Annotated in this window: 26 protein-coding genes; 9 read left to right on the forward strand and 17 right to left on the reverse strand. The window is 70.2% G+C overall.

Features of this window, described 5'->3' with window-relative positions; translation table 11 throughout:
• Positions 1-58 precede the first annotated feature (58 nt).
• Positions 59-3163, forward strand: coding sequence for an ATP-binding protein (locus NLX83_RS32845; RefSeq protein ID WP_254239125.1), 3105 nt, complete (start codon positions 59-61; stop codon positions 3161-3163).
• Here the strand turns inward: NLX83_RS32845 and NLX83_RS32850 are convergent.
• From NLX83_RS32850 to NLX83_RS32880, 7 genes are all read right to left on the reverse strand, one after another.
• The gene (locus NLX83_RS32850; protein WP_254239126.1) at positions 3153-4349 is read right to left on the reverse strand and encodes a cytochrome P450; all 1197 of its coding nucleotides are present in this window, start codon (positions 4347-4349) and stop codon (positions 3153-3155) included. The genes NLX83_RS32845 and NLX83_RS32850 overlap by 11 nt on opposite strands.
• Before the next feature lie 23 nt (positions 4350-4372).
• Positions 4373-5125, reverse strand: a complete 753-nt coding sequence (locus NLX83_RS32855; protein WP_254239127.1) for an ABC transporter permease — start codon at positions 5123-5125, stop codon at positions 4373-4375.
• A 22-nt stretch (positions 5126-5147) separates the two neighbouring features.
• On the reverse strand, positions 5148-6098 hold the full coding sequence (locus tag NLX83_RS32860) for an ATP-binding cassette domain-containing protein (protein ID WP_254239128.1): 951 nt from the start codon (positions 6096-6098) through the stop codon (positions 5148-5150).
• A 71-nt stretch (positions 6099-6169) separates the two neighbouring features.
• The gene (locus tag NLX83_RS32865) at positions 6170-6364 is read right to left on the reverse strand and encodes a hypothetical protein (protein ID WP_254239129.1); all 195 of its coding nucleotides are present in this window, start codon (positions 6362-6364) and stop codon (positions 6170-6172) included.
• Positions 6365-6403: 39 nt separating this feature from the next.
• On the reverse strand, positions 6404-6829 hold the full coding sequence (locus tag NLX83_RS32870; protein WP_254239130.1) for a VOC family protein: 426 nt from the start codon (positions 6827-6829) through the stop codon (positions 6404-6406).
• 37 nt (positions 6830-6866) lie between these two features.
• Complete coding sequence (locus NLX83_RS32875) at positions 6867-7250, reverse strand: helix-turn-helix domain-containing protein (RefSeq protein ID WP_254239182.1); 384 nt, start codon at positions 7248-7250, stop codon at positions 6867-6869.
• Positions 7251-7293: 43 nt separating this feature from the next.
• Positions 7294-8796, reverse strand: coding sequence for a tannase/feruloyl esterase family alpha/beta hydrolase (locus NLX83_RS32880; RefSeq protein ID WP_254239131.1), 1503 nt, complete (start codon positions 8794-8796; stop codon positions 7294-7296).
• A 116-nt stretch (positions 8797-8912) separates the two neighbouring features.
• Here NLX83_RS32880 and NLX83_RS32885 point away from each other — a divergent pair, with 116 nt between their 5' ends.
• Complete coding sequence (locus NLX83_RS32885; protein WP_254239132.1) at positions 8913-9080, forward strand: hypothetical protein; 168 nt, start codon at positions 8913-8915, stop codon at positions 9078-9080.
• Here NLX83_RS32885 and NLX83_RS32890 read toward each other — a convergent pair.
• The gene (locus NLX83_RS32890) at positions 9052-9309 is read right to left on the reverse strand and encodes a hypothetical protein (protein ID WP_254239133.1); all 258 of its coding nucleotides are present in this window, start codon (positions 9307-9309) and stop codon (positions 9052-9054) included. The two genes, NLX83_RS32885 and NLX83_RS32890, sit on opposite strands and share 29 nt — an antisense overlap.
• Before the next feature lies 1 nt (position 9310).
• Positions 9311-9754 carry a DUF2269 family protein gene (locus tag NLX83_RS32895; RefSeq protein WP_254239134.1) on the reverse strand — a complete coding sequence of 148 codons (444 nt, stop codon included), beginning with the start codon at positions 9752-9754 and terminating at the stop codon, positions 9311-9313.
• Between the two features lie 226 nt (positions 9755-9980).
• Between NLX83_RS32895 and NLX83_RS32900 the strand changes: the two genes are divergently transcribed.
• The 3 genes from NLX83_RS32900 (at position 9981) to NLX83_RS32910 (ending at position 12775) form a co-directional block, all read left to right on the forward strand.
• Entirely contained in the window at positions 9981-10274 is a 294-nt protein-coding gene (locus tag NLX83_RS32900; RefSeq protein WP_254239135.1) for a hypothetical protein, read from the forward strand.
• A gap of 51 nt (positions 10275-10325) precedes the next feature.
• Positions 10326-11189, forward strand: coding sequence for a phosphotransferase (locus tag NLX83_RS32905; protein ID WP_254239136.1), 864 nt, complete (start codon positions 10326-10328; stop codon positions 11187-11189).
• Between the two features lie 365 nt (positions 11190-11554).
• Positions 11555-12775: an HNH endonuclease signature motif containing protein gene (locus NLX83_RS32910; RefSeq protein WP_254239137.1), complete on the forward strand. Its 1221-nt coding sequence runs from the start codon at positions 11555-11557 to the stop codon at positions 12773-12775.
• 169 nt (positions 12776-12944) lie between these two features.
• Here NLX83_RS32910 and NLX83_RS32915 read toward each other — a convergent pair whose 3' ends face one another.
• The 4 genes from NLX83_RS32915 to NLX83_RS32930 all read right to left on the reverse strand — a co-directional run bounded on the left by NLX83_RS32915 (position 12945) and on the right by NLX83_RS32930 (position 15620).
• Positions 12945-13352: a VOC family protein gene (locus NLX83_RS32915; RefSeq protein WP_254239138.1), complete on the reverse strand. Its 408-nt coding sequence runs from the start codon at positions 13350-13352 to the stop codon at positions 12945-12947.
• Positions 13353-13375: 23 nt separating this feature from the next.
• The gene (locus NLX83_RS32920) at positions 13376-14107 is read right to left on the reverse strand and encodes a class I SAM-dependent methyltransferase (protein ID WP_254239139.1); all 732 of its coding nucleotides are present in this window, start codon (positions 14105-14107) and stop codon (positions 13376-13378) included.
• Positions 14100-14465 (reverse strand): hypothetical protein, encoded by a 366-nt coding sequence (locus tag NLX83_RS32925; protein WP_254239140.1) that lies wholly within the window; start codon positions 14463-14465, stop codon positions 14100-14102. Before NLX83_RS32925 ends, NLX83_RS32920 begins: the two co-directional genes overlap by 8 nt.
• A gap of 429 nt (positions 14466-14894) precedes the next feature.
• Positions 14895-15620: a D-Ala-D-Ala carboxypeptidase family metallohydrolase gene (locus tag NLX83_RS32930; protein ID WP_374118837.1), complete on the reverse strand. Its 726-nt coding sequence runs from the start codon at positions 15618-15620 to the stop codon at positions 14895-14897.
• 143 nt (positions 15621-15763) lie between these two features.
• Between NLX83_RS32930 and NLX83_RS32935 the strand changes: the two genes are divergently transcribed.
• Together NLX83_RS32935 and NLX83_RS32940 are read left to right on the forward strand one after the other, a co-directional pair.
• On the forward strand, positions 15764-16960 hold the full coding sequence (locus NLX83_RS32935; protein ID WP_254239141.1) for an amidohydrolase family protein: 1197 nt from the start codon (positions 15764-15766) through the stop codon (positions 16958-16960).
• 113 nt (positions 16961-17073) lie between these two features.
• Positions 17074-18573, forward strand: coding sequence for an alpha/beta fold hydrolase (locus NLX83_RS32940; RefSeq protein ID WP_254239142.1), 1500 nt, complete (start codon positions 17074-17076; stop codon positions 18571-18573).
• Positions 18574-18623: 50 nt separating this feature from the next.
• Here NLX83_RS32940 and NLX83_RS32945 read toward each other — a convergent pair whose 3' ends face one another.
• The 3 genes from NLX83_RS32945 to NLX83_RS32955 all read right to left on the reverse strand — a co-directional run bounded on the left by NLX83_RS32945 (position 18624) and on the right by NLX83_RS32955 (position 23105).
• Positions 18624-19760 (reverse strand): hypothetical protein, encoded by a 1137-nt coding sequence (locus NLX83_RS32945; RefSeq protein ID WP_254239143.1) that lies wholly within the window; start codon positions 19758-19760, stop codon positions 18624-18626.
• Positions 19761-19935: 175 nt separating this feature from the next.
• A complete protein-coding gene (locus tag NLX83_RS32950; protein WP_254239144.1) occupies positions 19936-20559 on the reverse strand; it encodes a YbhB/YbcL family Raf kinase inhibitor-like protein in 624 nt (207 codons plus the stop codon).
• A gap of 71 nt (positions 20560-20630) precedes the next feature.
• Positions 20631-23105, reverse strand: a complete 2475-nt coding sequence (locus NLX83_RS32955; protein WP_254239145.1) for a hypothetical protein — start codon at positions 23103-23105, stop codon at positions 20631-20633.
• Between the two features lie 178 nt (positions 23106-23283).
• On the opposite strand from NLX83_RS32955, the gene NLX83_RS32960 reads away from it, so the two are divergent.
• Both NLX83_RS32960 and NLX83_RS32965 read left to right on the forward strand, forming a co-directional pair.
• Positions 23284-23469: a hypothetical protein gene (locus NLX83_RS32960; protein ID WP_254239146.1), complete on the forward strand. Its 186-nt coding sequence runs from the start codon at positions 23284-23286 to the stop codon at positions 23467-23469.
• 68 nt (positions 23470-23537) lie between these two features.
• A complete protein-coding gene (locus tag NLX83_RS32965; RefSeq protein WP_254239147.1) occupies positions 23538-24293 on the forward strand; it encodes a hypothetical protein in 756 nt (251 codons plus the stop codon).
• Here NLX83_RS32965 and NLX83_RS32970 read toward each other — a convergent pair.
• Entirely contained in the window at positions 24290-24553 is a 264-nt protein-coding gene (locus NLX83_RS32970; protein ID WP_254239148.1) for a hypothetical protein, read from the reverse strand. The genes NLX83_RS32965 and NLX83_RS32970 overlap by 4 nt on opposite strands.
• Positions 24554-24585: the final 32 nt, after the last annotated feature.

The following is a 24585-nucleotide window of genomic DNA, read 5'->3' on the forward strand; positions in this document are numbered from 1 at the left end:
GCTGAGTGACGCAGCGTGCGCGCCCCCGCACCCGCGGTGCGGGCTCTAACCTGGCCCGGTGACCACCGAGTTGACCTTGTTGCCGCGCGTGGCCTACCGCGACCACGAGATCACCGGGCCGCGGTTGCGGGGGCTGCTGGCGCTGCTCGCCGCGGACCTGCGCACGGGGTGCAGCACGGGGAGGCTGATCGAGGGCCTGTGGCCGGACGCGCTGCCGGAGAACCCCACGAAAGCCTTGCAGGTACTGGTTTCCCGCGTGCGTTCGCAGCTCCGGCCGGACCTGGTGGTCAGCACGCCGACGGGCTACCGGCTGGCGCTGGCCGAGGACCAGGTGGACGCCTCCGCGGTGGTGCTCAGCGCTGCGACGAGCGCCCGGCACGCGCGTGCGGGGGACCACGCGGCAGCGCTGGAGCACGCCGAAGCGGGCCTCGCGCTGTGGCGGGACGCCGAGCGCGGGGAGCCGGTGCCGGACGATCCGGTGTCGGCGCTGCGCGCTGAGCGGGCGGGAACCCACCGCGCGTTGAAGCGGGCGCGAGCGCTGGCGTTGGCGCGGCTCGGCCGAAAGGCTGAGGCGGTCGAACCGCTGGTCACGCTCGTGGAGGAGCTGCCGAAGGACGAGGAGATCCTCACCGAGCTCCTGCGCTGCGAGCCCGCGCCCGCCGCGCTGGCCCGTTACGACGCCTACCGCCGGGCGCTCCGCGCTGAGCTGGGCGTCGATCCCGGGCCGGAGCTCCAGGCGGTCTACCACGCGCTGTTGCGGGGCGAGACGCCCACGGTGCGGCACGGCGTTCCGCACGAACCCAACCCGTTGCTCGGCCGGGACGACGACATCGACGCGGTGCTGAACCTGCTGCGGACCTCGCGGGTGGCCTCGATCGTCGGCGCGGGAGGGCTGGGCAAGACCAGGCTGGCGCACGCGGTCGGCATGCAGGCGGAGCAGCGCGCGGTGTACTTCGTCGCGCTCGCCGGTCTGCCCGCGGAGGGCGAGGTGGTGCGTGCGGTCGCCTCGGCGCTCGGGCTGCGCGAGTCCGCCCAGTCCGATCTCGTCCCGGGGATCGCCCGCCTGGTCGGCTCCGAGTCCGTGCTGCTGGTGCTGGACAACTGCGAGCACGTGATCCACGGCGTCGCGGAGCTGGTGCGGGCGTTGGTGTCGATGACGGCGAACCTGCGGGTGCTCACCACGAGCCGCGCTCCGCTCGGGCTGTCGTCGGAGTCGGTGTACCTGCTGCCGGAACTGGGACTGCCCACGTCCGTGGAGCTGTTCGGCCAGCGCGCGCGGGCGGCCCGGCCCGACGTGGACCTGCCGGTGGGCGTGGTGGAGGCGCTGTGCGGTCAGCTCGACGGCCTCCCGCTCGCGGTGGAGCTGGCCGCGGCGCGGGTGCGGGCGATGTCGGTCACGGAGATCACCAGCCGGCTCCAGGACCGGTTCGCGCTGCTCCGCGGCCGGGCGAGGGACGTGCCACAGCGGCACCGCACGCTGCACGCGGTGGTCGACTGGAGCTGGGCGCTGCTCGACGCGGCCGGGCAGGCGGCGATGCGGGCGCTGTCGGTGTTCCCCGGCGGGTTCTCGGTCGAGGCGGCCGAGCGGCTGGTGGGCGCGGAGGACGCGCTGGAGCTGCTGGAGTCGCTGGTCGACCAGTCGCTGATCAAGGTCGCGGACACGTCGACCGGCACCCGCTTCCGGATGCTGGAGACCGTCAGGGAGTTCGCGGCCGCGCGCAGGGAGGCCGCGGGCGACTCCGCCAGGGTTGAAGAGGATTTCCTCTCCTGGGCAAGGGAATTCGGTGTGGAGCACTACGACCTGGTGTTCGGCGGGCCGACGCGGGAGGCCGTCGGGCGGGTCCGGGCGGAGCAGGACAACCTGGTGCTGGCGCTGCGCACGGGGGTGCGCCGCGGCGACGGGACGGTGGTGGCCGCGGTCTCGGCGACGCTGGGCGGGATGTGGGTGATCGAGTCGAACTACGCGCAGCTGGCGCTGATCACCCGCGAGGTCGCCGACGTGCTGTACCGCTTCCGGCCGGAGCCGGAGCTGGTCGAGCCGACCAGGGTGACGGCGGTGCTGACAACGACGACGACGTTCATGGTGATCGGACCGCGCGCCACCCGTTCCTACGCGGTGCTGCGCCGCCTGCCGCCGCCGTCCCCGCGGACCGTGTGCGGGGCGCTGGCGATCGTGCTGTGCGCACGGGACACGGCGGAGCTGGAGGCGATGTGCCTGCACCCGGAACCGTTCGTCGCGGGCATGGCCAACGTCGTCGCGGGCTACCTGTGGGAGAACCTGGGTGAGCCGGAGCGCGCGCTGGAGTACACGACACGGGTGCTCGACTGCTTCCGGGACGGGACGAACCCGCTGCTGATCAGCACCGTGCACGGGCGGCTCAGCGAGCTGTGCCTGCACCTCGAACGCGCCGAGGAGTCCCGGGAGCACTCGCGGGCCGCGGTGCGGGCGCTGGGTGGGTTCCGGGCGTTCAACACCACGCAGATGCGCCTGGGCCTGGTGCTGACCGACCTCCAGGTGGGCGATGTCGAGTCGGCCGAGCGCGGCCTCGCGGCGATCACCCCGGACCGGCTGGCCGAGGCGGTCGAGATGATCACCTTCGAGATGGCGGCGCGGGCGGAGGTGCTGCTCGCGCGCGGCGAGGTCGAGCTGGGGCTGCGCCAATGGCGGCGGGTCGCCGAACGGGTGGTGCTGGGCGACGACGAGAGCCCCGTCGCGGGCACCGACCAGCTGGGCGTCAACCCATGGCACGTCGAGGTGCACGGGGTGACCGTGGTCGCGCACGCGCGGCACGGCCGGACGGACCTGGTCGCGGGCATCGTCGAGAGCCTGCCGGACAGCCTCGCCGCGCTGCTGGCGGGCGAGCCGTTGCGGACCCCGTCGGTGCTGATGGTCCGCCCGCTCTGCGGCACGCTCCTGGTCGCGATGGGCATGGCGGACATCGCCAGGGGAGACGCGTCGGGGGTGCGGCTGATCGCGCTCGGGGAGTGCTTCCGGTTCCAGCGGGCGTTCCAGCCCACCATGTCGTCGGCGGCGATCCGCGCGGCCGCCGAGCACGCGGACGGGCCGGCGTACGCCGACGCGGTGTCGGAGTACGCCGGCCGGAGCCCGGACGAGCTGTGCCGGGACGCCCTCGACGTCCTGCGCGTGCGGGCTAGGCGGTGACGCGCAGCGGCAGCGAGCTGACGCCGGTCATGAAGGGCGAGTCCATGAACTTCGGCGGGTTCGCCGGGATCGTCCGCAGCACCGGGAACCGGTCCAGCATCAGGTTCACCGCGACGCGGCCCTCCAGCCGCGCCAGCGGGGCACCGAGGCAGAAGTGCACGCCGCGACCGAAGGCGATGTGCGGGTTGGGGTCCCGGCCCGCGTCGAACTCGTCGGGCCGGTCGAACTGCCTCGGGTCCCGGTTCGCCGCGCCGAGCAGCGGGTTCACCATCTGACCACGGGGGATGAGCTTTCCGCCCAGCTCGACGTCGGTTGCGGTGACGCGTGCGGTCGCCGCGAACGGGCTGAGCATCCGCAGCGACTCCTCGATGGCAGTCGGCACCAGGGAGCGGTCCGCGCGCACCCGCTCGGCCTGCTCGGGGAAGGTGTCCAGGCACAGGATCGTGTTGCCCAGCAGCATGGTCGTGGTGATGTGCCCGGCGACCAGCAGCAGCCCGGCGAAGTTCACGATCTCCGTGTCGTTGAGCCGCTCTCCGTCGACCTCGGCCTGGACCAGCTTGGTGAGCAGGTCCTCCCTGGGCGCGCGCCTGCGCTCGGCCGCGTGCGCGGTGAGGTAGTCGCTCATCGGCTTGAGGGCGTTCAGCTGCGCCTCGAGGTCCTCGCGCAGTTGGTCGTCGCCGTCGGCGAGGGAGAGCTCCGCCTGGTCCTGGAACATCGTGTCGACCCACGTGCGGAACAGGTCCCGGTCGCTCGCGGGCACACCCAGCAGTTCGGCGATGACGATCACCGGAAGCGGGTAGGCGAGCGCGGAGACCAGTTCGATCTCGTCCTGGTCCGCCACCTCGTCCAGCAGCTCCACGGTCACCCCGGCGATCCTCGGTTCCAGGTCGGCGACGATCTTCGGGGTGAAAGCGTTGCTGACCAGCCTGCGCAGCTTGCGGTGGTCCAGCCCGTCCATCTGGACCAGGTTGCCCTCGTTGAAGGACATGTCCGTGCCTTCCGGGAAGGCCGCGGAGAGGTCGGACTGGAACGTCGTGGGGTCGTTGAGCACGGCGAGCGTCTCGGGGTAGCCGTGGACGGTCCACATCCCCCGCTCCTCGTAGTACTCCACCTGGTGCTCGGCGGTCCCGCCGCGCAGCCAGTAGTGGTTCTCGTGGATGCCCCAGGTGTCCGCGGGGAAAGTCATGGTGGGAAGTCCTTTCTGCGAAGTCAGCGGGCTACGGCGCGGGAGAAGGCCCTGCGCGCCCAGAGAAATCCGATGAGCGCGATCAGCGCGCACCAGCCGAGGGCGAGCGCCCCGGTGCCGCCGACGAGCGGCGTGCCCATCAGCAGCCCGCGCAGCGTCTCGATGATCGGCGTGAACGGCTGGTGCTCGGCGAACCAGCGGACCGCGCCGGGCATCCGCTCCGGTGGCACGAAACCGCTGCCAAGCATGGGCAGGAACATCAGCGGCATCGGCGCGTTGCTCGCCGACTCCGGCCCCTTGGACACCAGGCCGAACGCGGCGGCCAGCCAGGTCATCGCGAAGGTCATCGCCAGCAGCAGGCCGAACGCGCCGAGCCAGTCCAGCGGGCCCGCGGTGGGCCGGAAACCCATCAGCAGAGCCACTCCGACGACGAGCGCGATGCTCACCATGGTCTGGATCACGCCGCCGATCACGTGTCCGGTGAGGACGGACGACCGGGAGATCGCCATGGTGCGGAAGCGGTTCACGATGCCTTCGGTCATGTCCACCGAGACCGACACGGCCGTCGCGACGCTGCCCGAGGTCGCGGCCATCAGGATGATTCCCGGTGCCACGTAGTCGACATAACTGCCGATGTAGCTCGCGCCGCCGATGCCGGTGCCCAGCGCTCCGCCGAAGACCCCGACGAACAACAGCAGCATCAGCACCGGCATGGCGACCGTGCTGATCGTCATCGACGGGTAGCGGCGCGCGTGCAACAGGTTGCGGCGCAACATTGTGACGCTGTCATGTATCGAGTCACGCACTGAGCACCTCCCGCTTGGAGTCGGTCAGTGCGAAGAACACGTCGTTGAGGTCCGGGGTGTTCACGGAGAACTCCTCGGCCTCCACCCCGGCGTCGTCGAGCTCGTCCAGCAGCATCCGCAGCGACCTGACGCGGCAGTCGCTCGGCACGCGCAGGCTGAGCCCGTCCTCGCCGCGCACGGAGTGCCCGAGCAGGCGCATGGCGGCGAGCAGGGCGTGCTCATCGGCGAACCGGAGCCGCACGTGCCCGCCGGGGATCAGCCGCTTCAGCTCGTCCGGGCCGCCCTCGGCGGCCAGCTTCCCGTTGTGCAGCACGGCGATCCGGTTGGCGAGCTGATCGGCCTCCTCCAGGTACTGGGTGGTGAGGAAGATCGTCACGCCGGAGTCCGCCAGTTCGCGGATGATCTCCCACATGGTCTGCCTGCTGCGCGGGTCCAGCCCGGTGGTCGGCTCGTCAAGGAAGATCAACTGCGGGCTGCCGACCAGCGTCATCGCCAGGTCCAGCCGCCGCCGCATCCCGCCGGAGTAGGTGGCGGGCAACCGTTTCGCGGCCTCCACCAGGTCGAAGCGCTCCAGCAGCTCCGCGGTGCGCCGCCGCCCCCGCGCCCGGTCGAGGTGGTGCAGGTCGGCCATCAGCAGCAGGTTCTCCTCGCCGGTGAGGAGCCGGTCCACCGCCGCGAACTGCCCGGTGACACCGATCGCGGTGCGGACCGCGTCGGGCGCTCGGCCGAGATCGTGACCCTCGACCCGCGCCGTTCCCCCATCGGGACGGATCAGCGTGGACAGGATCTGCACCGTGGTGGTCTTGCCCGCGCCGTTCGGGCCGAGCAGGGAGAAGATCGTCCCGGCGCGCACGGTCAGGTCGATGCCGTCGAGCACGACCTTGTCGCCGTAGGACTTGCGCAGTCTCTTCGCGGCGATGGAGATCTCGGGTGTTGAGGACATACCCCCCTCGTTTCCTTGGCTGTGCCGAGGAGGGTGCGTGCCGTGGGCTTTATCGCGGTTTCAGCGCGGTTTCAGCCGCCTTCGCCGAGTGTCAGGACGCAGTGACCGCGCAGGGTCGCGGTGCTGGCGGCACCGTTGACGGTGACCTCCACCTGCCCGTTCAGCGCGGGTGCGGTGTCGAGTTGGGCGTTCTCGGGCGCTGCCCCGCCACCGGTGGCGAGCAGCACCGACGCGGCGAGGGCCGCCAGCCGGGGAGACTTCGTCATGGGGGTGACGGTAGGACCCGGCGGGCGGGACCCCTCCCGCTAGCGGGCCTGGCTCAGGCTGAACCAGTTGCCGGAGTCGTCGCGGAAGATCGCCTCAACGCCGTACGGGCGCTCGGCGGGCTCCTGGAGGAACACCACGCCGCGCGCGGACAGCTCCTCGAAGGTCTTGCGGCAGTCGTCGGTGTTGAGCACCGCCGCGCCGAGCGCGCCCTTGGCGACGAGGTCCCTGATCTGCGCCGCGGTGGAGTCGTCGTGGCCCATGCCGCAGTCGGCCAGGATGATCTCCACCTCGGGCTGGTCGGTCGGGCCCACGGTGAGCCAGCGGAAGCCCTGCCCCGCGCCCTCGAACCCGTCGCCCATGGTGACGTCGGAGCGGACCTCCATGCCCAGCTTCTCGGTGTAGAACTCCTTGGCCCGGTCCTGGTCGAGCACGAAGACGCAGACGTGGGACACGCGGTTGATCATTGGTTCTCCTCGGTGGGTGAAGCGGTCGCCGCCGAGGCTAGGAGGACCCTCCGCCCTCGGGCTTCTCCTGGATTGCTGTCCGGGGCAGCGGCCTGGACCACGCCATCATGAAGCAGCCGGGGACCATCGGCCCGCCCGCCGTGCGCCGCCGGTACTCGGTCGGGCTGACGCCGACCAGCTCGGTGAACTTCGAGCTGAACGAGCCGAGGCTGGTGAAGCCGACGAGGTGGCAGATCTCGGTGACGGTCAGGTTGGCCGAGCGCAACAGGTCCTGCGCCCGCTCCACCCGCCGCCGGGTCAGGTACGCGCCGGGCGGCTCGCCGTAGGCGGCCTTGAACGCGCGGGCGAAGTGGTAGCGGGAGAACCCGGCCTCGGCGGCGAGCGCGTCCAGGTCCAGCGGCTCGGCGAAGTGCCGGTCCATCAGATCCCGCGCCCGCCTGAGGTGGAACACCGCCGAGGGCACGTCAGCTCCCCGTGCAGCGGAAGCTGTTGGCGGAGTTGGGATCGCCGTGACCGTCGTAGACCGGGACCCGCGGATGACGGCACAGGTCGCGGGTGGTCTTGGCGTCCGTGGAGGCCGCGGGCAGCGTGTCCGGGGCACGCCCGCGCTCCACCCACGCGATCATCGCGGCCATCGGGTCGACCGGCGCGACGCCCACCCCGGCGCCGCAGTGGCCTGCGCCGGGAGCCAGGAACAGCCGGAAGAACTCGTCGGTGCGGCCCGTGACGCGCTCGACCTCGTGCTTGTAGTCGATCGTGGTGCCAGGGGAGATCTCGGCGTCGGCGAGGCCGTGCCAGAGCAGCACCTTGCCGCCCTCGTCGCGCAACGCCGACAGGTTGGGCGCGGCGTTGGCCAGCAGGTGGTCGTAGGAACCGGTGGAGGCGGACACCAGCCGCTCGAACCCGGGGTAGTCGATCTTCGTGGTGTCCATGCGGGGATCGCGGCCGACGAAGTACCTGATCCAGTTGTCGGCGATGGGCAGCGGCGCGGCCCCGGCGAGCTTCGCGAAGCCCGCGCCCTTGACCAGGCCCTTCCCGAGCCCGCGCGGCCCGTCCCAGATCCGCCGCACGACCTCCGCGGTGGCGGCGGAAATCGTTGCGCCACAAGGGGTTTTCGTGCCGATCAGCCGCGCCGGATCGAACCTGCACGCCGCGGGGTCGCCGATCACGCGGTCCGCGACGCCGTCGAGCGGATCGCAGTCGTCGACCGCGGCCTTGGTGAACGCGTCGAACTCGCACGCGGAGGGGCGGGTGCGCTCCTGGTTCATCACCACCTGCGGCCAGAACTGCGCCAGGGAGAAGCGCGGCAGTTCGATCGCGGGCGCCCCGGCCACGATCCCGTCGTAGTCGCGCGGGTGGAGCTGCGCCTCCGCCAGCCCCTGCCGTCCTCCCGTCGAACAGCCGTTCCAGTACGAGTGAGCGGGCGGGCGCCCGTAGAAGCTCCGCGTCACCGCCTTGCCGACCACGGTCATGTCGTGCACCGACCGCGTGGCGAAGTTCGCCAGCAGTCCCCAGTTCACCCGGCCCGAGGCGTCCAGCGCCCACGCCGCCGGGCTGACCGGGTTGATCCCGATCCCGCCGTCCGTGGCCACGGCCGCGAACCCGCCCTTGACCGCGGGCGCGAGACCCTCCGCCGAGAACCCGGTCGCGAACCCGCCGCCCCCGGTGCCCAGGAACCGTCCGGTCCAGCCGCGCAGCGGCAGCCACACCTCGACCTTGACCCGCTCGCCCGCGTCCGCGTGGCTGAGCACCACCGTGACCTCGCACCGCGCGGGCACGCCGGTGATCGGCGGGCGCCCGGGGACTCCCGCCTCCCCGGCCGGGCGCTCGACCCCGGCCACCGACACCACCCTGGCCCCGGGGACCACCGGCGCGGGGACGGCCGCGCACGCGCTCTTCGAGGGGACGGCCGCGGGGAGTCCCGCGACGAGCAGCAGCGTCACGAGGAGGTGGCAGACCTTCTTCATCGCTCTCCATTGAGCCTTGAGGTGACCGCAGCCCCAACGGTAGGCGAATCGATGCAGAACGGGCCAATAAGGGATCTTGAAAACATGATGCCGCCGGTGTCCGGCATCATGGGGGTATGGCGGAGCGTGGTGAGTCCAAGTTCAGCAAGCTGCCCGGGCGCGTCCTGCCCCAGGAATGGGTGGAGGCCAAGGACCCCGAGCCGGTGCCGCAGTCGGTGCTCGACGCCGAGGCGAACCGGGAGCAGCGCGAGGCGATCAACCTGATCGAGCGCGTCGGCTGGTGATCATTCGCAGTGCGATCAGCCCACCGACACCCGGTACCAGCGCGGCGAGGCGGGCGCGCGGCGGTGTGCCCTCGCGCAACAGGGCCACCACGACGACCATCACGTAGGCGAACCCGTGGACCGGCCCGGTGATGGAACTGATCATCGGGTGGTGCGCGGTAGCGAGGTTCGCCAGCAGCACGACCAACGACACCGCCTCCACCATGGCGGGAGTTCGCAGCGCGATCATCTCAGGCTCCCGTCGTCGAGCCCGGTCGCACGATCATCAGCACGGTGACCGTCGCCCACAGGAGGTTGAACACCCCGCCCGTCATCGCGATGCGGCGGAGTTGTGCGGTGATGTCCGTGTCCGGGGTGGTCTCCAGGGTGTCGAGCACCCTGCGCTGGTCGGGCAGCACCGCCGCGATGAGCACGGCGGCGGCGACCGCCGTCAGCGCGATGGAGACCAGCAGCCACGCGTCGCCCAGCACGCCCATGCTCAGCGCCGTCGCCAGCCCGAACACCGGCACCAGCACGCCGAGCCCCGCGTAGACGCGGCAGATCCGGTGCAGGGTGCGCACCACCGGCAGCGCGGAGGACTTCGCCGCGCGGGGGAACATGCTCGCCGCCACGGTGACCGGCCCGATCGCCACGATCGCGGCGATGACGTGCACGCTGAGCAGGAACTTCGTCATGCGTGCACGCTAAGGACGCGACCAAGATCGCGGTAGTGGCGGGAATGCCACATGTCAACGAGTTCTCGCCACGCCCAATGTGGTCGGAATATTGTTCGCGATTCCCCGTGTCCCGCAAAGACGTTTCATGCCTCGCTTAGTCCGGACTGGCAAGCTGAAATCCGGAAGTTGCCGTGAAATAGATTTGTGATACGGGGAATAAATGACTCCTTTTCGTATTGTCGTCGTGGCTGTGCTGTCTTTCGCCGGACTGTCCTTCGCGGGACCGACCTCGGCCTCGGCCGACGCCGTCGAGATCGCCGATGTTCCCTGCGGGATGATCCGGGCGCTCGACGCCCCGCAGTACGGCCTGCCGAAACACCTGCACTGGCACAGGTGCGGCACCGGCAAGGAGCTGATCGAGATCCGCGCGGTCTTCCGTGAGACGACCTGGTGCGTCGGCCCGGGAGTGCACGACGTCTCCGACGCTTTCCAGGGACGTCAGGAGCCGGTGACCGTCAAGGCGATCGGCGGCTGCTGAACCACCGCAATTCGGGCGCGGTCCGTCGCGCATTGTGCGAAAGTACGGCCCGTGTCAGCGAAAGATGAATCGGCGGTCTCCGGTGAACTACTGGAGATCGCCGACGCGCTTCTGCCGGGAGCGCAGCTCGACTCCGCGCGACTGTTCCGCGGCGGGATGCACGACGTCGTCCTGGTGCCCGAAGTGGCCGCCGTGCGGGTCACCCGGAGCGCCGCCGACGCCGCGGTCCTGCCTCGCCGGACCGAGGTCCTGCGGATGATCGGCTCCAGCGGGCTGCCCTTCGCTGTCCCCACGCCCCTCACGCCGGTCACCACGTTCGGCGAGCGCGCCGCCGTCGCCCTGTCGTGGATCGGTGGAACCCCGCTTCCCGAAGGGCAAGGCGATCCGGCCCAGATCGGCCGCCTGCTCCGCGTGATCCGCGAGTGCCCCGTCAGCGCTTCGCTGGAAGCGCTTCTCCATGTGCCGCCCACGTATCCCGACGGCCGCCACTGGGGTCAGGTGCTCGCCGAGGAAGTCATCCCGCGCCTGCCGGTTCCGTGGCGCGACTCGCGTCTGCGTCGCCTCTCGGAAGCGCTGGCCATGCCTCCGGTTCCGGGCGCGCTGGTCCACGGAGATCTCGGTGGCGGCAACGTCCACTGGGACGCGAACGGGGAACTGGTCGGTGTTGTGGACTGGGACCTCGCGCTGGTCTTCGATCCCGCGATCGACGCGGCGTTGATGGCCTGGCACGGCTGGGAGAACGTGCGCGGCGCCGTGGACGAGGAGATGTACCGGCGGGCTCGGGCCTGGGACTCGACGATCGGGATCGGGTTCCTGGTGTCCGCGTTGCACACGAGGACCTTGGACAAGGTCGACGTGTTCGTGGAGCACATCGTGCGTGATCTTGCCGGTTCCGGCTCGGGGCTTCAAGTCTGAGTCGGCTGGGGTTTGTGCTTGGCCTGGTTGGGTTTCCAGCGTTTGTGGCTGGACTTCCAGCATGGGGTCGGCTTGACCTGGGGGCCCCTTGCGCGTGCCCTTGGGCCTCTCAGGGGCACGGGATGAAACCCCGGCCCTCGCGGGGGAGCGTATGGCACGCGCACCCCAGGTAAAGCCTCGATTTCCTTGTCCCCCTTACGTTTTGTCGGTTGTGGTGCTTGATGTCGCCCAGTTGAGGGACCCTACCCGAATGCCGACTTCGGTGACGCACTGGAACCGTTGGCGGGTAACGAATTCACCCGCTGGTACTTGGATGTCGATCTTGCCCCCTGAGACAATGGAAGTGAGTCGAAGGGGGGTGAATCATGTTGGATACCAAAGCAATCACAGACATGCTGACCGCCGAGATCCAGGTCAACGACAGCTACCGACTCTCCGAAAAGGACCACGTCGCGTTGCTGAAGGAGTTGGAGCGGATCAGTAATCTGCTCACCGCCGTGAAGACCGATGTCGCCACCCACGCCGAAGAACGTGGCCTGCACACCTCACGTGGATGTAAGGATCTCGCGATCCTGCTGCGCAGCGAACTCAATATCACCCCTGCCGAAGCCAACCGCCGCAAGCGTTTGGTACACGAACTACCGAAACTGCCCCGCACCCGGCAAGCCGTCTACACCGGAGCGATCAGTGGCGAACACGCGCTGGTGATCTCCGATGCGATCAAGCGCATCCCGGAGGAGTACGCGGCCAAGGCCGACGCGGCTCTGGCGAAGGCGGCACGGAAGGTGAACCCGCGTGATCTGATGGTGGTCGGCAAACGCGTGCGGCAGCACGTCGACCCCGACGGCGTCTACCGCGATGAGCAGGAAGCGATCGCGCGGCGCGCGGCCCGGATGGGCCGTGATCAGGACGGGTGCCTGCACTTCAAGACCACCCTCGATCCGATCGAGGGCGAGAAGGTCCAGAACTTCCTCTCGGCATTGGCCAAACCCAAGTCCGTCAACGGCGAGAAAGACCCCCGGACCTTCGAGCAGCGGTTGGCCGATGCCTTCATCGAAGCCATGACCATGGCGATGTCGATCCAGGACATCCCTGGTCTGCCGCGTTCGCTGCTGATCGTCACGATGGACTTCGACAACCTGCAGCACAAGACCGGCTGCGGGGAAACCCAGACCGGCCAGCCGATGAGCGCGGACCTGCTGCGGCAGACCGCCTGCGACACCGGAGTCATCCCGATGGTGCTCGGTGGGGAGGGTGAACCCCTCGCCTACGGACGCGAGCGGCGCCTGGCCTCCCTCGCCCAGAAACGCGCACTCGCGGTACGGGACAAGGGATGTGCCTTCCCCGGATGTGATCGGCCACCCTCGTGGACGGAAGCTCATCATGTGGTGCATTGGATCGACGGCGGGCCGACCGATCTCGACAACCTCGTCCTGCTGTGCGTGCATCACCATCACGTGATCCACGACCAAGACTGGGAGATCATCTTCGAGCACGGGATACCCAGCTTCATCCCACCGAAGTGGATCGACCCTGACCAGGTGCCGCTGCGGAACATCAGGGTGGACTGCCCACTCCGGTTGTAGCCCCGGCGTGGGCTGGAAGGCAAGGGGCGCAACGCAACCGAGGCTTTACCTGGGGTGCGCGTGCCATACGCTCATCGCGAGGGCCGGGGTTTCATCCCGTGCCCCTGAAAGGCCCAAGGGCACGCGCGAGGGGCCCCAGGTCAAGCCGACCCCATGCTGGAAAAGCTGGTCAACTCGGTGCCACGAAGACGCAGAACGGGTGCCCTGCGGGATCGGCGTAGACGCGCAGTGGCTCCACGGGGTCCTCGGAGCGGTCCCGGAGCAGCCGCGCGCCCAAAGCCAAGGCGCGCGAGTGCTGGGCGTCGAGGTCGGCGATCGTGGGAACGGTGATGTCCAAGTGCAGCATCTGCGGGCGCGAGCCGTCAGGCCAGGTGGGCTCGGGCTGGTGCGGAACCTGCTGGAAGGCGATCTGTGGAACGCCATCGGAACCGCGTAGCACCAACCAATCCCGGTCGGCGGGCGGCTCGTCACCGGGGCGGTAGTGGAGGCCGAGGAAGCGGCGGTAGAACTCGGCGAGCGCCCTCGCGTCGGGGCAGTCGAGCACGACCTGGCGCAGGGACGGGAACTCGGTGCTCATGGACGCATCATGACAGCAGAGCGTCAGGAGCTGGTGCGCTCCGCGATGAAAACGAACTCGCGGCCGGGGCGGTCGGGAGCGTCGCGGACGTCGGCCACGCGGAAGCCGGACGCGGCGAGATCGGACTCGACCTCCGAGCGGTCCCGGAACCGGACGGAGCCATCCGAGGTGAGCACGGTGCCCTCAGCGAGGAAGCGGTAGGTGTGGCGGAACGAGACGAGCGGGAGGCTGACGTCGGTGACCTCGAACAGCTGCTCCACCGGACCGAAACCCGGGACGTCGCGGGTCAGCAGCGTGGGCTCGGCGGCCCAGTCCTCCCAGACGCGGCGCTCCGGGCGGCGGGTCTCGAACACGAGGTGACCGCCCGGACGGAGCGCGGCACGGACCCCGCGCAACGTCCGGCTCCAGTCCGCGTCCGCGAGGATCACCGGTGCCACGTTGCCGGTCATCACGGCGAGATCGGCGCCGAGCGCGGGCACATCGCCCGCGTCGCCGTGAATCCAGGTGATCCGTCCGGAAGGGTCCTTCGAGCGGGCGACCTGGAGGGACGCCTCGGCGGGGTCGACGCCGACGACGGTGCGACCGCTGTCGGCCAGCAGGATCGCCAGGCAGCCGGTGCCGCAGCCGACGTCGAGCACGTGCCGCGCGCCCAACTCGTCGGCGACGGCGAGGTACACGGCCAGGTCGCCGCGATCGCCGTCGAACGCGTCGTAGACAGCGGCGAGGCGGGGGTGGGCGAACATCGCGTCAGGCACCCCGCGACCGTAGCCGCTCACCACGGTCGCGGTAGCGGTCCAGGAAGGTCTGCGTGATCTGCTGGAGCTTCTGCTCGCCGACATGTTGCCGGAGCGCGTAGACGACGAGCGAGCCGCTTCCCCGGCCCAGGCCGAAAATGGCTTCGGGGACCGGAGAAACCACGATGGAGGTGGTGGCGTCGCGGACCTGTTGGTCGAACTCGTACAGCTCCTTGAACGAGTCGTCGAACCACTGGTGCGCGGCCTCGTGCACCATCACGAACTCGTTGTGCCCCAGGTCGAACAGGCTGGAGGTCGGGAAGGTCGACAGCGTGGCGTTCTCCAACGCGGCGGTGTTCTGCGGGCGAATGCCCGGCACGCCGAGGACGCGAGTGCAGCAGCCCGTTGGCGGCGGCGTGCCACCCCTCCGGCACGTCGACGCGGAAGACGAACTGGGCCTTGTCGGAGGGGTGACCGTTGCCGGGGAAGAACAGGTGGGCCCGATCGGGCTGCGCCCAGAACGAGAAACCACCGTCGTCGTTGCGGCCCCAACCCGCGGAACTGTCCACAGGGGACGGAACTTTGGCGTCGCGATCGGCGACCATCGTGCTTCGCGAGTCCATAGTGGACACACCGGGCGCTCGCCATCGCCGCGGCTGGACGCCGCCGTGGCGTGCCTGTCATGCGGCCCACTGTGGACCGGCACGCGCACGGCGGCCTCCGCCTTCCGGTCACCCGGCATCGGTCATCCGGTCAGGTCGTGGTTTCGTTCGACCGTCGCCGTGTACTGGTCGAACAAGGACCGGGCTCAGATCCCGCAGCTGGAAGCCGACCAGAAGCGGCCGGAGCGGTGATCGACGTGGGTGTGGTCGCCGTGCCCGGGGTAGCCGGGGCCGAGGATGCCGTTGAACCCGTGGTTGCGCGCCTGCTGGGCCAGCCTGCACAGCGTGTGCGGCCCGGCGCCGAGGTCGACGGCGTCGCCGTAGAGGTGACGGCTGTTGGACGCCCCGCCCGCCGCGTTGTTGCACGCGACGCTGCGGAAGCCGCTGGTCACCCGGATCGCGCCGTCCCCGAGGGCGTGGCGCATCGCCTGGAGCTTCCACATGGACACCAGGGCGTTGGCCCGGGCCGTGGCACTGGAGACGGCGCCGCCGCCCCACGTGGAGTTGCAGGTGTTCAGCTCGGCGTAGGAGAAGTTCACCGGGGTGCAGTCGTCGTCCTGGAGCTGGTAGATCTTGGTGAAGGTCTGGCCGCCCGCGATGCCGTCGCCGGGCAGCCCGTAGGCCTGCTGGAAGCGGGTGACCGCGGCCTTGGTGGCCGGGCCGTAGTCGCCGTCGATGCCGAGGACCGCGCCGTACCCGGGGTAGCCGGACACCCGGATCTGGAGCTGGCGCACGTCCTCGCCGTTCATGCCTTGGGAGAGCGTTCTTCCCCAGGTGTAGCAGCCGTCCGCGTGCGCGGGGGCCGCGGTCACCGTGAGTCCGGCGACCGCCAGTACCGTGGCGGTGACGAAGGAAATGATCTTGTGCAGCACGACAACCTCCTGGTGCAGGGGACAGGAGTTCGACCTGGAGGCTAACCCGTTGCGACACAAGGACTTCTAGGCTGTTCGTCCCATTGCGGATGCGCCGCGCGCCCCACATACTCCTTAGCCACGCTAATGAGGTGGAGGTTGCGGTGGCTACTCGGCTCGACGACGACGTGGTGCTGGTGCGCGGGGCGGCCCTGGCCGACGGGCGGTCCCCGGAGCTGCGCCGCGGGGTGTCCCTGTTGGTCGAGCGCGGGGTGGTGACGGGGATCGGGGACGCCGGTCACGAGCCCCCGCCCACGGCGCGGGTGATCGACGCCTCCGGTGCCACGATCATCCCCGGCATGGTCGACTCGCACTCGCACCTGAGCATGCCCGGTGGGGCGCAATGGGTTCAGCGCGGTTTCGACAGCACCGAGGAGCTGCTCGCCGTCGCCGAGGAGAACGGCGACCTCATGGTGCGGGCCGGGATTCGCTGGGCGCGCGACGTCGGAGCGCCCCGCAGACCCGATCCGGTCACCGGCGGCGAACGCGCGCTGAGCCTGCGCCTGCGCGACGAGTGGCAGGGGCGGGTCGATCGGCCCTACATCCGCGCGGCCGGGACCTGGCTCGGCAGGACCGGGGCGCTGCCGCACGGGCTCGCCGTCGAGGTGGAGCACGGGGCGGATCTGCTCGCGGCGGCGCGGGTCCAGCTCGACGACGGCGCCGATCTGGTCAAGCTCTACCTGGACGGCCCGGACCGCGACACCCCGCCGTTCAGCGTCGACGAGGTGACCGCCGTCGTCCGCGAGGCGCACGACCGCGGCGCGCGCGTCGCCGCCCACTCCGGCATGCTGCACGGCTCCCAGGTCGGCGCTGCCGCGGGCGTCGACAGCATCGAGCACGGTTTCCAGCTCGACCGCGACGCCGCCGAGGCGATGGCGGCGGCGGGGACGGTCCTGGTGTCCACGCTCGGGGTGATGCACTCGTGGCTGACCTTCACCGATACGTCCACTGTGGAGCGGTTCACCGCGCCGGAGTCCCGCGCGACGATCGGGGCGCGGCTGGAGGCGGCCGAGGAGGGCGTGCGGCTGGCCCACGCGGCCGGGGTGTCGATCGCGGCGGGCTCCGACTTCGGCGGGGGTTCCCTGCGCGCCAACCAGTTGGCGTGGGAGGCCGAGGCGCTGATCCGCGCCGGGCTGCCGCCGCACGAGGCGCTGGCGGCGCTCACCTGGCGCGGCGGTGACCTGCTCGGCGATCCGACCGCGGGGCGGCTCGAAGTGGGTGGGCCCGCGCACTTCTCCCTGGTGCACGGTGATCCGCTGTCCGATCCCGCGTCGCTGTGGCGCATCTGGCTGACCCGGTGAATTCGAGGAGAATCGAGTGATCTCAAGTCCCTGAATTCGCTGACATGTCCGGGAATTCTGCGGCTGTTAGTCTGAGGCCACATTCAGGGGGCTTTCTTGGGAAAGGTATTTCTGTGAGGAAACGCTTCCTCTCGTTGGCCGTCACGGCCGTCATCTCAATGGCGGTCTGGACGTCCGCCGCCGGAGCCGCGGAGCCGATCGGCTGGACCGAGTGCGGAACCGAGTTCAAGGGCGAGTGCGCCGAGATCGAGGTTCCGATCGACTGGGCGAAGCCGACCGGCGAGAAGTTCAAGTTGGCGATCGGCAGGCTGCCCGCGCTGGATCCGCAGAAGCGCATCGGCGTGCTGTTCGCCGGGCCCGGTGGCCCTGGGGTGTCCGGGATCGACGGGTACATCACGGGGCGTCGTATTCCCGACAACAGCCCGCTGCGCCAGCACTTCGACATCGTGAGCTTCGACCCGCGTGGCGTCTCGCGCAGTCACCAGGTTCGGTGCAGCTCGGAGCTGCTGAACACGCCGAGGTGGGAGGTCCCGAAGAACGAGGCGCAGTTCAAGGCGCTCAGGGACGTCAACGCGGCCATCGCCGCGGACTGCCGCAAGCACACCGGTCCGCTGTTCGACCACGTTGACACGATCAGCGCGGTCCGTGACATCGACGCGGTGCGCGCCGTGCTCGGCGAAGAGCGGATCACCTTCTACGGCTCGTCGTACGGCACGATGCTCGGCCAGCAGTACGCCGAGTTGTTCCCGAGTCGGTTGCGGGCGAGTGTGCTGGATTCCAATGTGGACCACAGCATCTCCTCGGCCTACGAGTACCTGCGGACTACCGCCGAGGAGCTGGAGCGTTCGCTCGGGGAGTTCGCCGGGTGGTGCGCTCGCACCGCGGCGTGCGCGCTGCACGGGCGTGATGTCGTCGCGGTCTGGGACGGCCTGCACAGCCGGGCGGTGGCCGGGAAGCTGCACGATCCGGAGAACGGCAGGCAGATCATGCCCGAGTCGCTGCGCGGTGACCTCGACGCGTGGATGTACACGCCTGCTCGCGACTGGTTCAAGCTGGCCACCCACCTCGCCGAACTGCACGCCGCGCCGAGTGCCCGGTCAGCCGCCCCGGCTCCGGTCGTGGAGCTCAGGCAGAACAGTCACCAGGCGATCTGGTGCTCGGATTTCCGGTGGAACGTCAACACCTTCGCGGAGTTCGACGCCCACCTGAAGCGGGTGGAGCGCGAGGTCGCCCCGCACGCGAAGCTGTCCCCGTGGTGGACGGATGTGGGTTGGTGCCTGGGCTGGTCTGGGCCGGTGAACAACCCGCAGCACAAGCTGAAGATCAAGAGCACGTCGACGACCCTGGTGACCACCTCGCGCTTCGACGTGGCCGCGCCGCTGTCGTGGAATCTCGCGGTGCACCGGCAGATCCCCAACTCGGTGTTGCTGCACTACGACGGCGCCGGTCACGGTCAGCGCGTCAACAGCAAGTGCGCTTGGAAGCACATGACCGACTACCTGATCACGCTGACCACTCCGCCACCGAACACGCACTGCCCGGCGGAGTACCCGACGACGCCGCCCGCGGCCGCCTCGACCAGGGCTGGCGAGCGGCCCGCGTTCCGGAACTGAGAAAAGCCCGCCAGGCTCGACCGAGCCTGGCGGGCTCTCACACGGTCCGGTTACTTCCTGGTGAGCTTGGCCAGCTGGTTCGCCGGGGCGGTCAGGTACTCACCCGCACCGCCTGCGGCGAGGGTCTCCCGCGTGCCGGGAACCGTGGTGATGCCGAAGAAGTTCGCCGGTTTGCCCGCCAGGCCGGTCCCGAGAGCGGCCTCGGTCCACCGCGTGCCGTCGAAGTGCAGGAAGAACGGCTCGTGCGCCCCGTCGGAGCGCTGACCTGACACCCAGGCACCGCCGTTGCCGTCCGGCGTGGCGGTGGCGATCTCCCCGGCGACCGCGGGGAGGTCCCGCCGCACCCAGGTGCCACCGACGAGCTCGACCGCGACGGGCCTGCTCCCGGCGCGCGGAGCAGGGGTGGACTCCCGGACGTCCGCCCGCGCGGTCTCCGTGGAGCCGACCGCGAGCAGGTTCCCGCCCCGCTCGACGAGGTGGGCGAGGTAGGCGTTGCCGAGGTCGGGCAGCGTCATCGGCCGCCACGCGGCGCCGTCCCACCGCTGCGCCGCGGCCCGGCCGCCCTCGTTGCCGACGATGACCGGGTTCTTCGGGTCACCGCCGAGGGTGTAGTAGAAGCCGCCCGCGGGCGCGGGCAACACCGTCCACTTCGTCCCGTCGAAGCGCTGGACGTACGGCTTCCCGTTGGCGTGGTCGGTGTTGCCGATCACCCACACGTTGTCGGGCGCGAACGGGACGACGTCGAAGAGCCCGGCTTCCGTGCCCCCGGCGACGGGGGCGATGGTGACCTCCGACCACTTACTCCCGTCGAAGCGCACCAGGCCGACCTTGCCTCCGGTCGCGTCCTGCCAGCCGTTCTTCGCGCCCCAGACGTCTGCGGGACCCACCGGCGCGACCCGGAACACCTGGTCGTTGCCGTCACCGGGCACGGCGTACTCGGTCCACTTCGTTCCGTCGAAGCGCAGCGCGAGCGCGCGGCCGTGCCGGTCCTTGATGTCCTGGCCACCCACCGCCCACACGTCCCTGGAGCGGACGGCCGCGATGTCCCACAACCGGTTCTCTCCGGCCGCGGGAAGCGCGCCGGCGGACTCCCAGGTGCCGGGCGTGGGCGCGGCGTGCCCGAGACCGGTGAACGAGGCGCTCAGCGCGACCGCCACGGCCACCCGGACTACATGTGAAATGGGCACGAGGGCCCCCTTTCGGAATTGAACGAAACAATCACGAGAAGCATTAGTCAATCCCCTTGGGGAAGACAAGCAGGGTCCCTGCAAGTGAAATTGGAATCTCTGCAAGGGTTTATCTCAACCTTGTCCCCAAAAGGGGTTACAGGGAGGATCGTATTTCCTGAATCATTGTGGAGGGCTATCGCCGCGCGGTCGCGGTGAGGCGGCCGTATCCGATCACGTGGCTGCTCATGGTGAACGCCGCGACGGCAGGAGTGCTGGTCGCCGCCAGGTCCAGGCCGGGGACGTCCAAGGCGTAAACGGTGATCTTGTAGCGGTGGTTGATGTCCCCGGTCGGCGGGCACGGGCCCAGATAGCCGCGGGTGCCGGCGTCGTTGGTCCCGGACACGGCGTTCGCGTTCGCCTGCGGGGTGTTGCCGAGGCTGGTCCGCGTCGCCGGGATGTCCCAGGTCATCCAGTGCCAGAAGCCGCTGCCGGTGCTCGCGTCCACGTCCTGCATCGACACGGCGAAGCTGCGGGCCTCGGGCGGGGCGTCGCGCCACTCCAGGCGGAGCTGCTGGTTGCCGCCGGTGCAGCCGAAGCTGTTGGCCCACGCGGCCGGCGGAATGCTGCCGCCCTCGCGCACATCAGGGCTGCTCAGCGTGAACTTCTTCGCCTTGACCGGGATTCCGGCGCGGACCTCGGTGTGCCCGAAGCCGCTGTCGGGCGCGGGCCCGGTCTCGGCGGTCGCGCCGATGCTCACCCCGGTGATGAGCGTGGCCGCGCCGACCAGCATGCCGACGATGCGAACAGGTTTCTTCACGGGCTCCTCCGGTGGGTTCGACGATAAGGCGATCGACCATAGGGAGGATAATCGATTTTTGCAACGATCGACTAAGGGATTTGGGCCAGATGGTCCTGCAGCGTCGCGTGGCGGAACTGGTAGATCGGGCCGACTGTTCGCAGCAGGTTCCGCTCGTGGCTGTCCTCCAGGAACCGCATGAGGCGCAACGGTGTGCGGTAGCGGAGGGTGAACCAGACCTGGGTCACGGTGGTCAGCCAGGCGCGGCCGTAGAGCACGCCGTAGACCACGCCCAGGGCCAGGCCCGCGGCGAGCGACTCCACGAGCGCGTTCGCCCGCCCCTCGCTGAGCCCGTACACCGAGCTCGGGTAGGCCAGCCAGCTGTTGACGCCGCTGGCGACGCCCACCGCCAGGCCGACGGTCGCCCACAGCCGGAAGTCGCCGCGCCACGCCCGGAGCGGGCCGGTCGGCACGGTGTTCGCCGAAGCGGGGCCGTCGGTGAAGGCGCCGGTCAGCCAGATCAGCGGAGCGATGACGAGCAGGCTGGTGATCACCCCGTTGAGCCCGTGCACGAGACCGGTCACCAGGGTCCCGGCGCCGTGCAGCGTGAAGGCGACGGCGCCGAACAGGCTGTTCGCGACTCCGAGGGCGAGTGCGAGCAGCAGTGCCGAGACGATCCTGCGGGCTGACCACAGGCCGCGACCGACGCTGAGCGACTTGAGGGTGGCGCCGCCGCGAGTCCTCGCGGTGATCCCGAAGGAGACCGCGAAGGCGTAGCCGAACGTCGACACGCTCAGGCTCCATCCGCCCGTGTACAGGCCCGCCGCGAGTGACACGGCGAGGCCGCCAGCTACCGCGGCGATCACCCGGAGCGCTCGTGGCGGGCTGGAGGCTCCGGTGGTCAGGTTGAAGGCGAGGGTGACCGCGAGGCTCGTCGGTAGGCCGAGGGTGATCGCGTACCACAACGCGACCTCCGGCCAGATCCGGAACCCGCCGAGTAGCAGGCTGGCCAGGCCGAAGACGGGGCCGCTCAGGATCATCCCGCCGAGCACGCTGAACAGGGTGCGCTGCCACGCGGGGAGCCACGCCGCGAGCGTCCACCAGGCGAAGTCCCGGTTCTTGTCCTGTGCGTTGAGGTTGCGCGCGATGCGGGCGAGGGTACGGCCCGCAGTGTCCACTGTGTACGGTGCGGACGGCCGCCCAGGGCGAGGTGTGTACGCGGCGGGGACGGTGTGCTCCAACAGGTGTCGCTCGATCGCGGCGACATCGGGAAAGCGTTTGGTGTCAAGGAGTTCGTTGACCGGACCGATCCCGTCGTGCGCCGCGGCCGGGCTGTAGATGTCGCGGAGCAGGGTGACGCGCAGCGGGCTGGTCATGGCCTGGGCGATGGGGCTGCCGGGCTGTTTGGTGAGCGCGGCGGCGAGTTCTCGCCATGGCGCGGGCGGCGGGGCGAAGGGCCGCAACAGGTAGCGAGCGGCTTCGGCGGGGGCGAGGGGTTGCGGCTCGACTGCGGCGGCGCGGGTCAGCGTGTGGTGCTGGGCGGCGTCGGCGAACGCGGTGGTGCGCGAGAGCAGGACGAGCCGGAAGGTCGCTTGTTCGCTCAGCGCCTGGAGTGCGGCGGCGTGGGCGGCTTCGGGCAGTTCGTCGAGACCGTCGAGGAAGACCGCGACGCGGCCGTGCTCGACCAGGCGCTTGGCGAACCGGCGCCCACGGCCACCGCGCAGCAGTGCGATCTCGGTGAGCTTGGCGCCGACCCAGTCGGTGACCGAGGTGGTGTCCGGGTCCCAGTCCCGCAGGGTGAACAGCACCGGCACCGGGATGCGGCGCCGCTGCTCGGCGGTGGCCGTTTCGCGGTGGTGCAGCGCGTCGAGCAGCAACAGCACCGCCGCCGAGCTCTTACCGGTACCGGGACCGCCGGTGATGACCAGCCGCCCGGACGCGAGCCCGCCGTAGACCTTGAACAGGCTCGCCCGGTCGCCTTGGCGGAGCTGGGCCGGGGTGATCCGGGTCAGGCCGGGCAGCGGCGCGAAGGACGAGCCGTCGGTGCGGGCCGTGGTGGCTTCCGAGGGCGGGCCGACCACGGTTTCGTTGCGCCGCCACTTGAGCTCCAGCGGCGCGGGATCGCGCAGCAGCCGTGTGCCCGCGGCCCTGCCCCACTGCACCGACATCGCCGAGGCCAGCCGATCGGCGATCCCGTCCAGCTCGTCGTCGACGGGGGCCTGCGGGACCGGCCCGCGCTCGTCGGCCGACCGGCGCTCGGCGAGCATCGCGCGGAAGAGCTCCGCGGCGCGCGCGCCATCGTCGTCACCGCCGCCGAGGGCCCTGGCCAGCCGCTCTGCCTGCCGTTCGTCGGTCGGCGGTCGCTTGCCGGTGAGGATGACGCTGACGCGATCGCGGGCCGAGATCCCGAGGTCCTTCGTCCGGCCGTGCTCGATGATCTTGGAAAGGGACGGCCACCCGTGTGCCGCGTGGATCTCGTCGTAGTGCTCCAGGAGCCTGCGGTGCGGTCCCGATTCGGGCCAGTTGTCCCGGTTGATCCCCCTGCCGTTGCCCCAGCCCCTGGCCACGAAGCCCCTCCCGATCGTCCACCCGGTGTCCGCTGATCACCGCTCGTGAAGCTCTATCACAGCTGGTCACCGGTGATCGGTGGTTCGTGTGCGTCCGCTGTTCCCACCAGTGGACGAGCAGCCCCGTGCCTGGCCGATTCACTCGGTGGCGTCGGCTGTTCTGAGGAAGGGATCGCACATGGGCTACAGGAAGGGCGACTCGGTGGTCGCCAAGAAGGACCTCGGTGGCGTGCTGAGCAAGTCCGTCCCGCGCGGGTCGAGTGGCGTCGTCACGGAGACGTTTCTCGGCAGGCCCACCCGCGTGGCGTTCCGGGTCGGGAACCAGACCGTCGAGCGTTCCGTGAACGACCGCGAAGCCGGCTGATCCCACTGGCCCCCGCCCCGCGTCCGGGGCGGGGGCCAGTCCGACCGACGAACGGATGAGGTGGGGAGATGACTGCACGGGAACGGCTCCGCGTGGTGATGCCGTGGCGGGTGGCGGAGTCGCTCTACGGCCCGTACACCCTGGTCCAGCATTTCGAGCTGGCCAACCACGACGAAGTCCAGCTGACCGAGGACGTGCGGGTCCAGGACGTTCGGCCCGCCCTGGAGTGGGCTTTGTCCGCGCGGACCCTGATCACGCTCGGCGTCCTGATCACCGTCGTGAAGTGGATCAGTGCGCCGGTGAGTCCCTTTCGCGCGATGGAGGACTGGCTGCTGCACGCGGGCATCAGCGCGGTGTTCGGACCAGTCGGCCTGCTGATCGGGGCCGGGGTGCTGGTGTGGCTCGCCCAGCCCGCGCACCGCGATGCGACGCGGCTGGCCGTGCGGCGCCCGATTCGGGTCGCGCTGCTCACCGCTCTGGTGATGGTGGTGACCTTGGGCGGTGTGTTCAGTCGCGTGAACCTGACGTTGGGGCACGCGTCGCCCCTCATGCTGCCGGTGGGGATCGTGATCAACCTGTGGGTGATCGTGTTCTTCATCTGCACGCTCTACCTGGTGCACCACAATGGTTTGTCGCATCGCGGGCACCCGCTGCTGCGGCCGATCACCACCACTTTCCTGGCGTGGGCGACCGCGATCCTACCGTTCGTGCTGCCGCAGAAGGGCCTTGAGCCGACGCCCGGCGTGATCACCGTCGCGCTGCTCGGGTCCACGGTGGCCACCGCCATCAGCGTCTGGGAGTGGCGTGCCGCGCAACGGGTCTAGCTCGCCCGCACGTAGATCGAGACCAGCAGCCCGACCACCACCACGGCCAGCGCGAGCAGCGTCCACCCGGAGTTCCCCGCCTGGCGGCCCGTTCTCTCCGCCGCCGGTGGCACGTAGCCCGGCGGCCACGGCATCCGCTCCGCGATCTCCGCCCGCCTCCGCTCGGTCCACAATGGACAGTGCGGGTCGATGTCCTCGTCGGGCGCGCAGGGCAGGAAGGGGTAGTCGTCGTCCTCTCCGCGACACCTCCAGCATTTCATCGGCGCACGGTAGCGAGCACCGGTGAAATCCG

The sequence above is a fragment of the Allokutzneria sp. A3M-2-11 16 genome (assembly GCF_024213555.1).
GTDB lineage: Bacteria > Actinomycetota > Actinomycetes > Mycobacteriales > Pseudonocardiaceae > Allokutzneria.

Excerpts from the sequence above, each read along its gene's own strand:
- NLX83_RS32855 (WP_254239127.1), bottom strand. The coding sequence starts at position 5,125 with ATGTTGCGCCGCAACCTGTTGCACGCGCGCCGCTACCCGTCGATGACG.
- NLX83_RS32875 (WP_254239182.1), bottom strand. The coding sequence starts at position 7,250 with ATGGACCGGCACTTCGCCGAGCCGCTGGACCTGGACGCGCTCGCCGCC.
- NLX83_RS32885 (WP_254239132.1), top strand. The coding sequence starts at position 8,913 with ATGGCGGAGCGTGGTGAGTCCAAGTTCAGCAAGCTGCCCGGGCGCGTC.
- NLX83_RS32890 (WP_254239133.1), bottom strand. The coding sequence starts at position 9,309 with ATGATCGCGCTGCGAACTCCCGCCATGGTGGAGGCGGTGTCGTTGGTC.
- NLX83_RS32850 (WP_254239126.1), bottom strand. The coding sequence starts at position 4,349 with ATGACTTTCCCCGCGGACACCTGGGGCATCCACGAGAACCACTACTGG.
- NLX83_RS32965 (WP_254239147.1), top strand. The coding sequence starts at position 23,538 with ATGACTGCACGGGAACGGCTCCGCGTGGTGATGCCGTGGCGGGTGGCG.
- NLX83_RS32865 (WP_254239129.1), bottom strand. The coding sequence starts at position 6,364 with ATGACGAAGTCTCCCCGGCTGGCGGCCCTCGCCGCGTCGGTGCTGCTC.
- NLX83_RS32915 (WP_254239138.1), bottom strand. The coding sequence starts at position 13,352 with ATGAGCACCGAGTTCCCGTCCCTGCGCCAGGTCGTGCTCGACTGCCCC.
- NLX83_RS32870 (WP_254239130.1), bottom strand. The coding sequence starts at position 6,829 with ATGATCAACCGCGTGTCCCACGTCTGCGTCTTCGTGCTCGACCAGGAC.
- NLX83_RS32860 (WP_254239128.1), bottom strand. The coding sequence starts at position 6,098 with ATGTCCTCAACACCCGAGATCTCCATCGCCGCGAAGAGACTGCGCAAG.
- NLX83_RS32910 (WP_254239137.1), top strand. The coding sequence starts at position 11,555 with ATGTTGGATACCAAAGCAATCACAGACATGCTGACCGCCGAGATCCAG.
- NLX83_RS32960 (WP_254239146.1), top strand. The coding sequence starts at position 23,284 with ATGGGCTACAGGAAGGGCGACTCGGTGGTCGCCAAGAAGGACCTCGGT.
- NLX83_RS32970 (WP_254239148.1), bottom strand. The coding sequence starts at position 24,553 with ATGAAATGCTGGAGGTGTCGCGGAGAGGACGACGACTACCCCTTCCTG.
- NLX83_RS32895 (WP_254239134.1), bottom strand. The coding sequence starts at position 9,754 with ATGACGAAGTTCCTGCTCAGCGTGCACGTCATCGCCGCGATCGTGGCG.
- NLX83_RS32880 (WP_254239131.1), bottom strand. The coding sequence starts at position 8,796 with ATGAAGAAGGTCTGCCACCTCCTCGTGACGCTGCTGCTCGTCGCGGGA.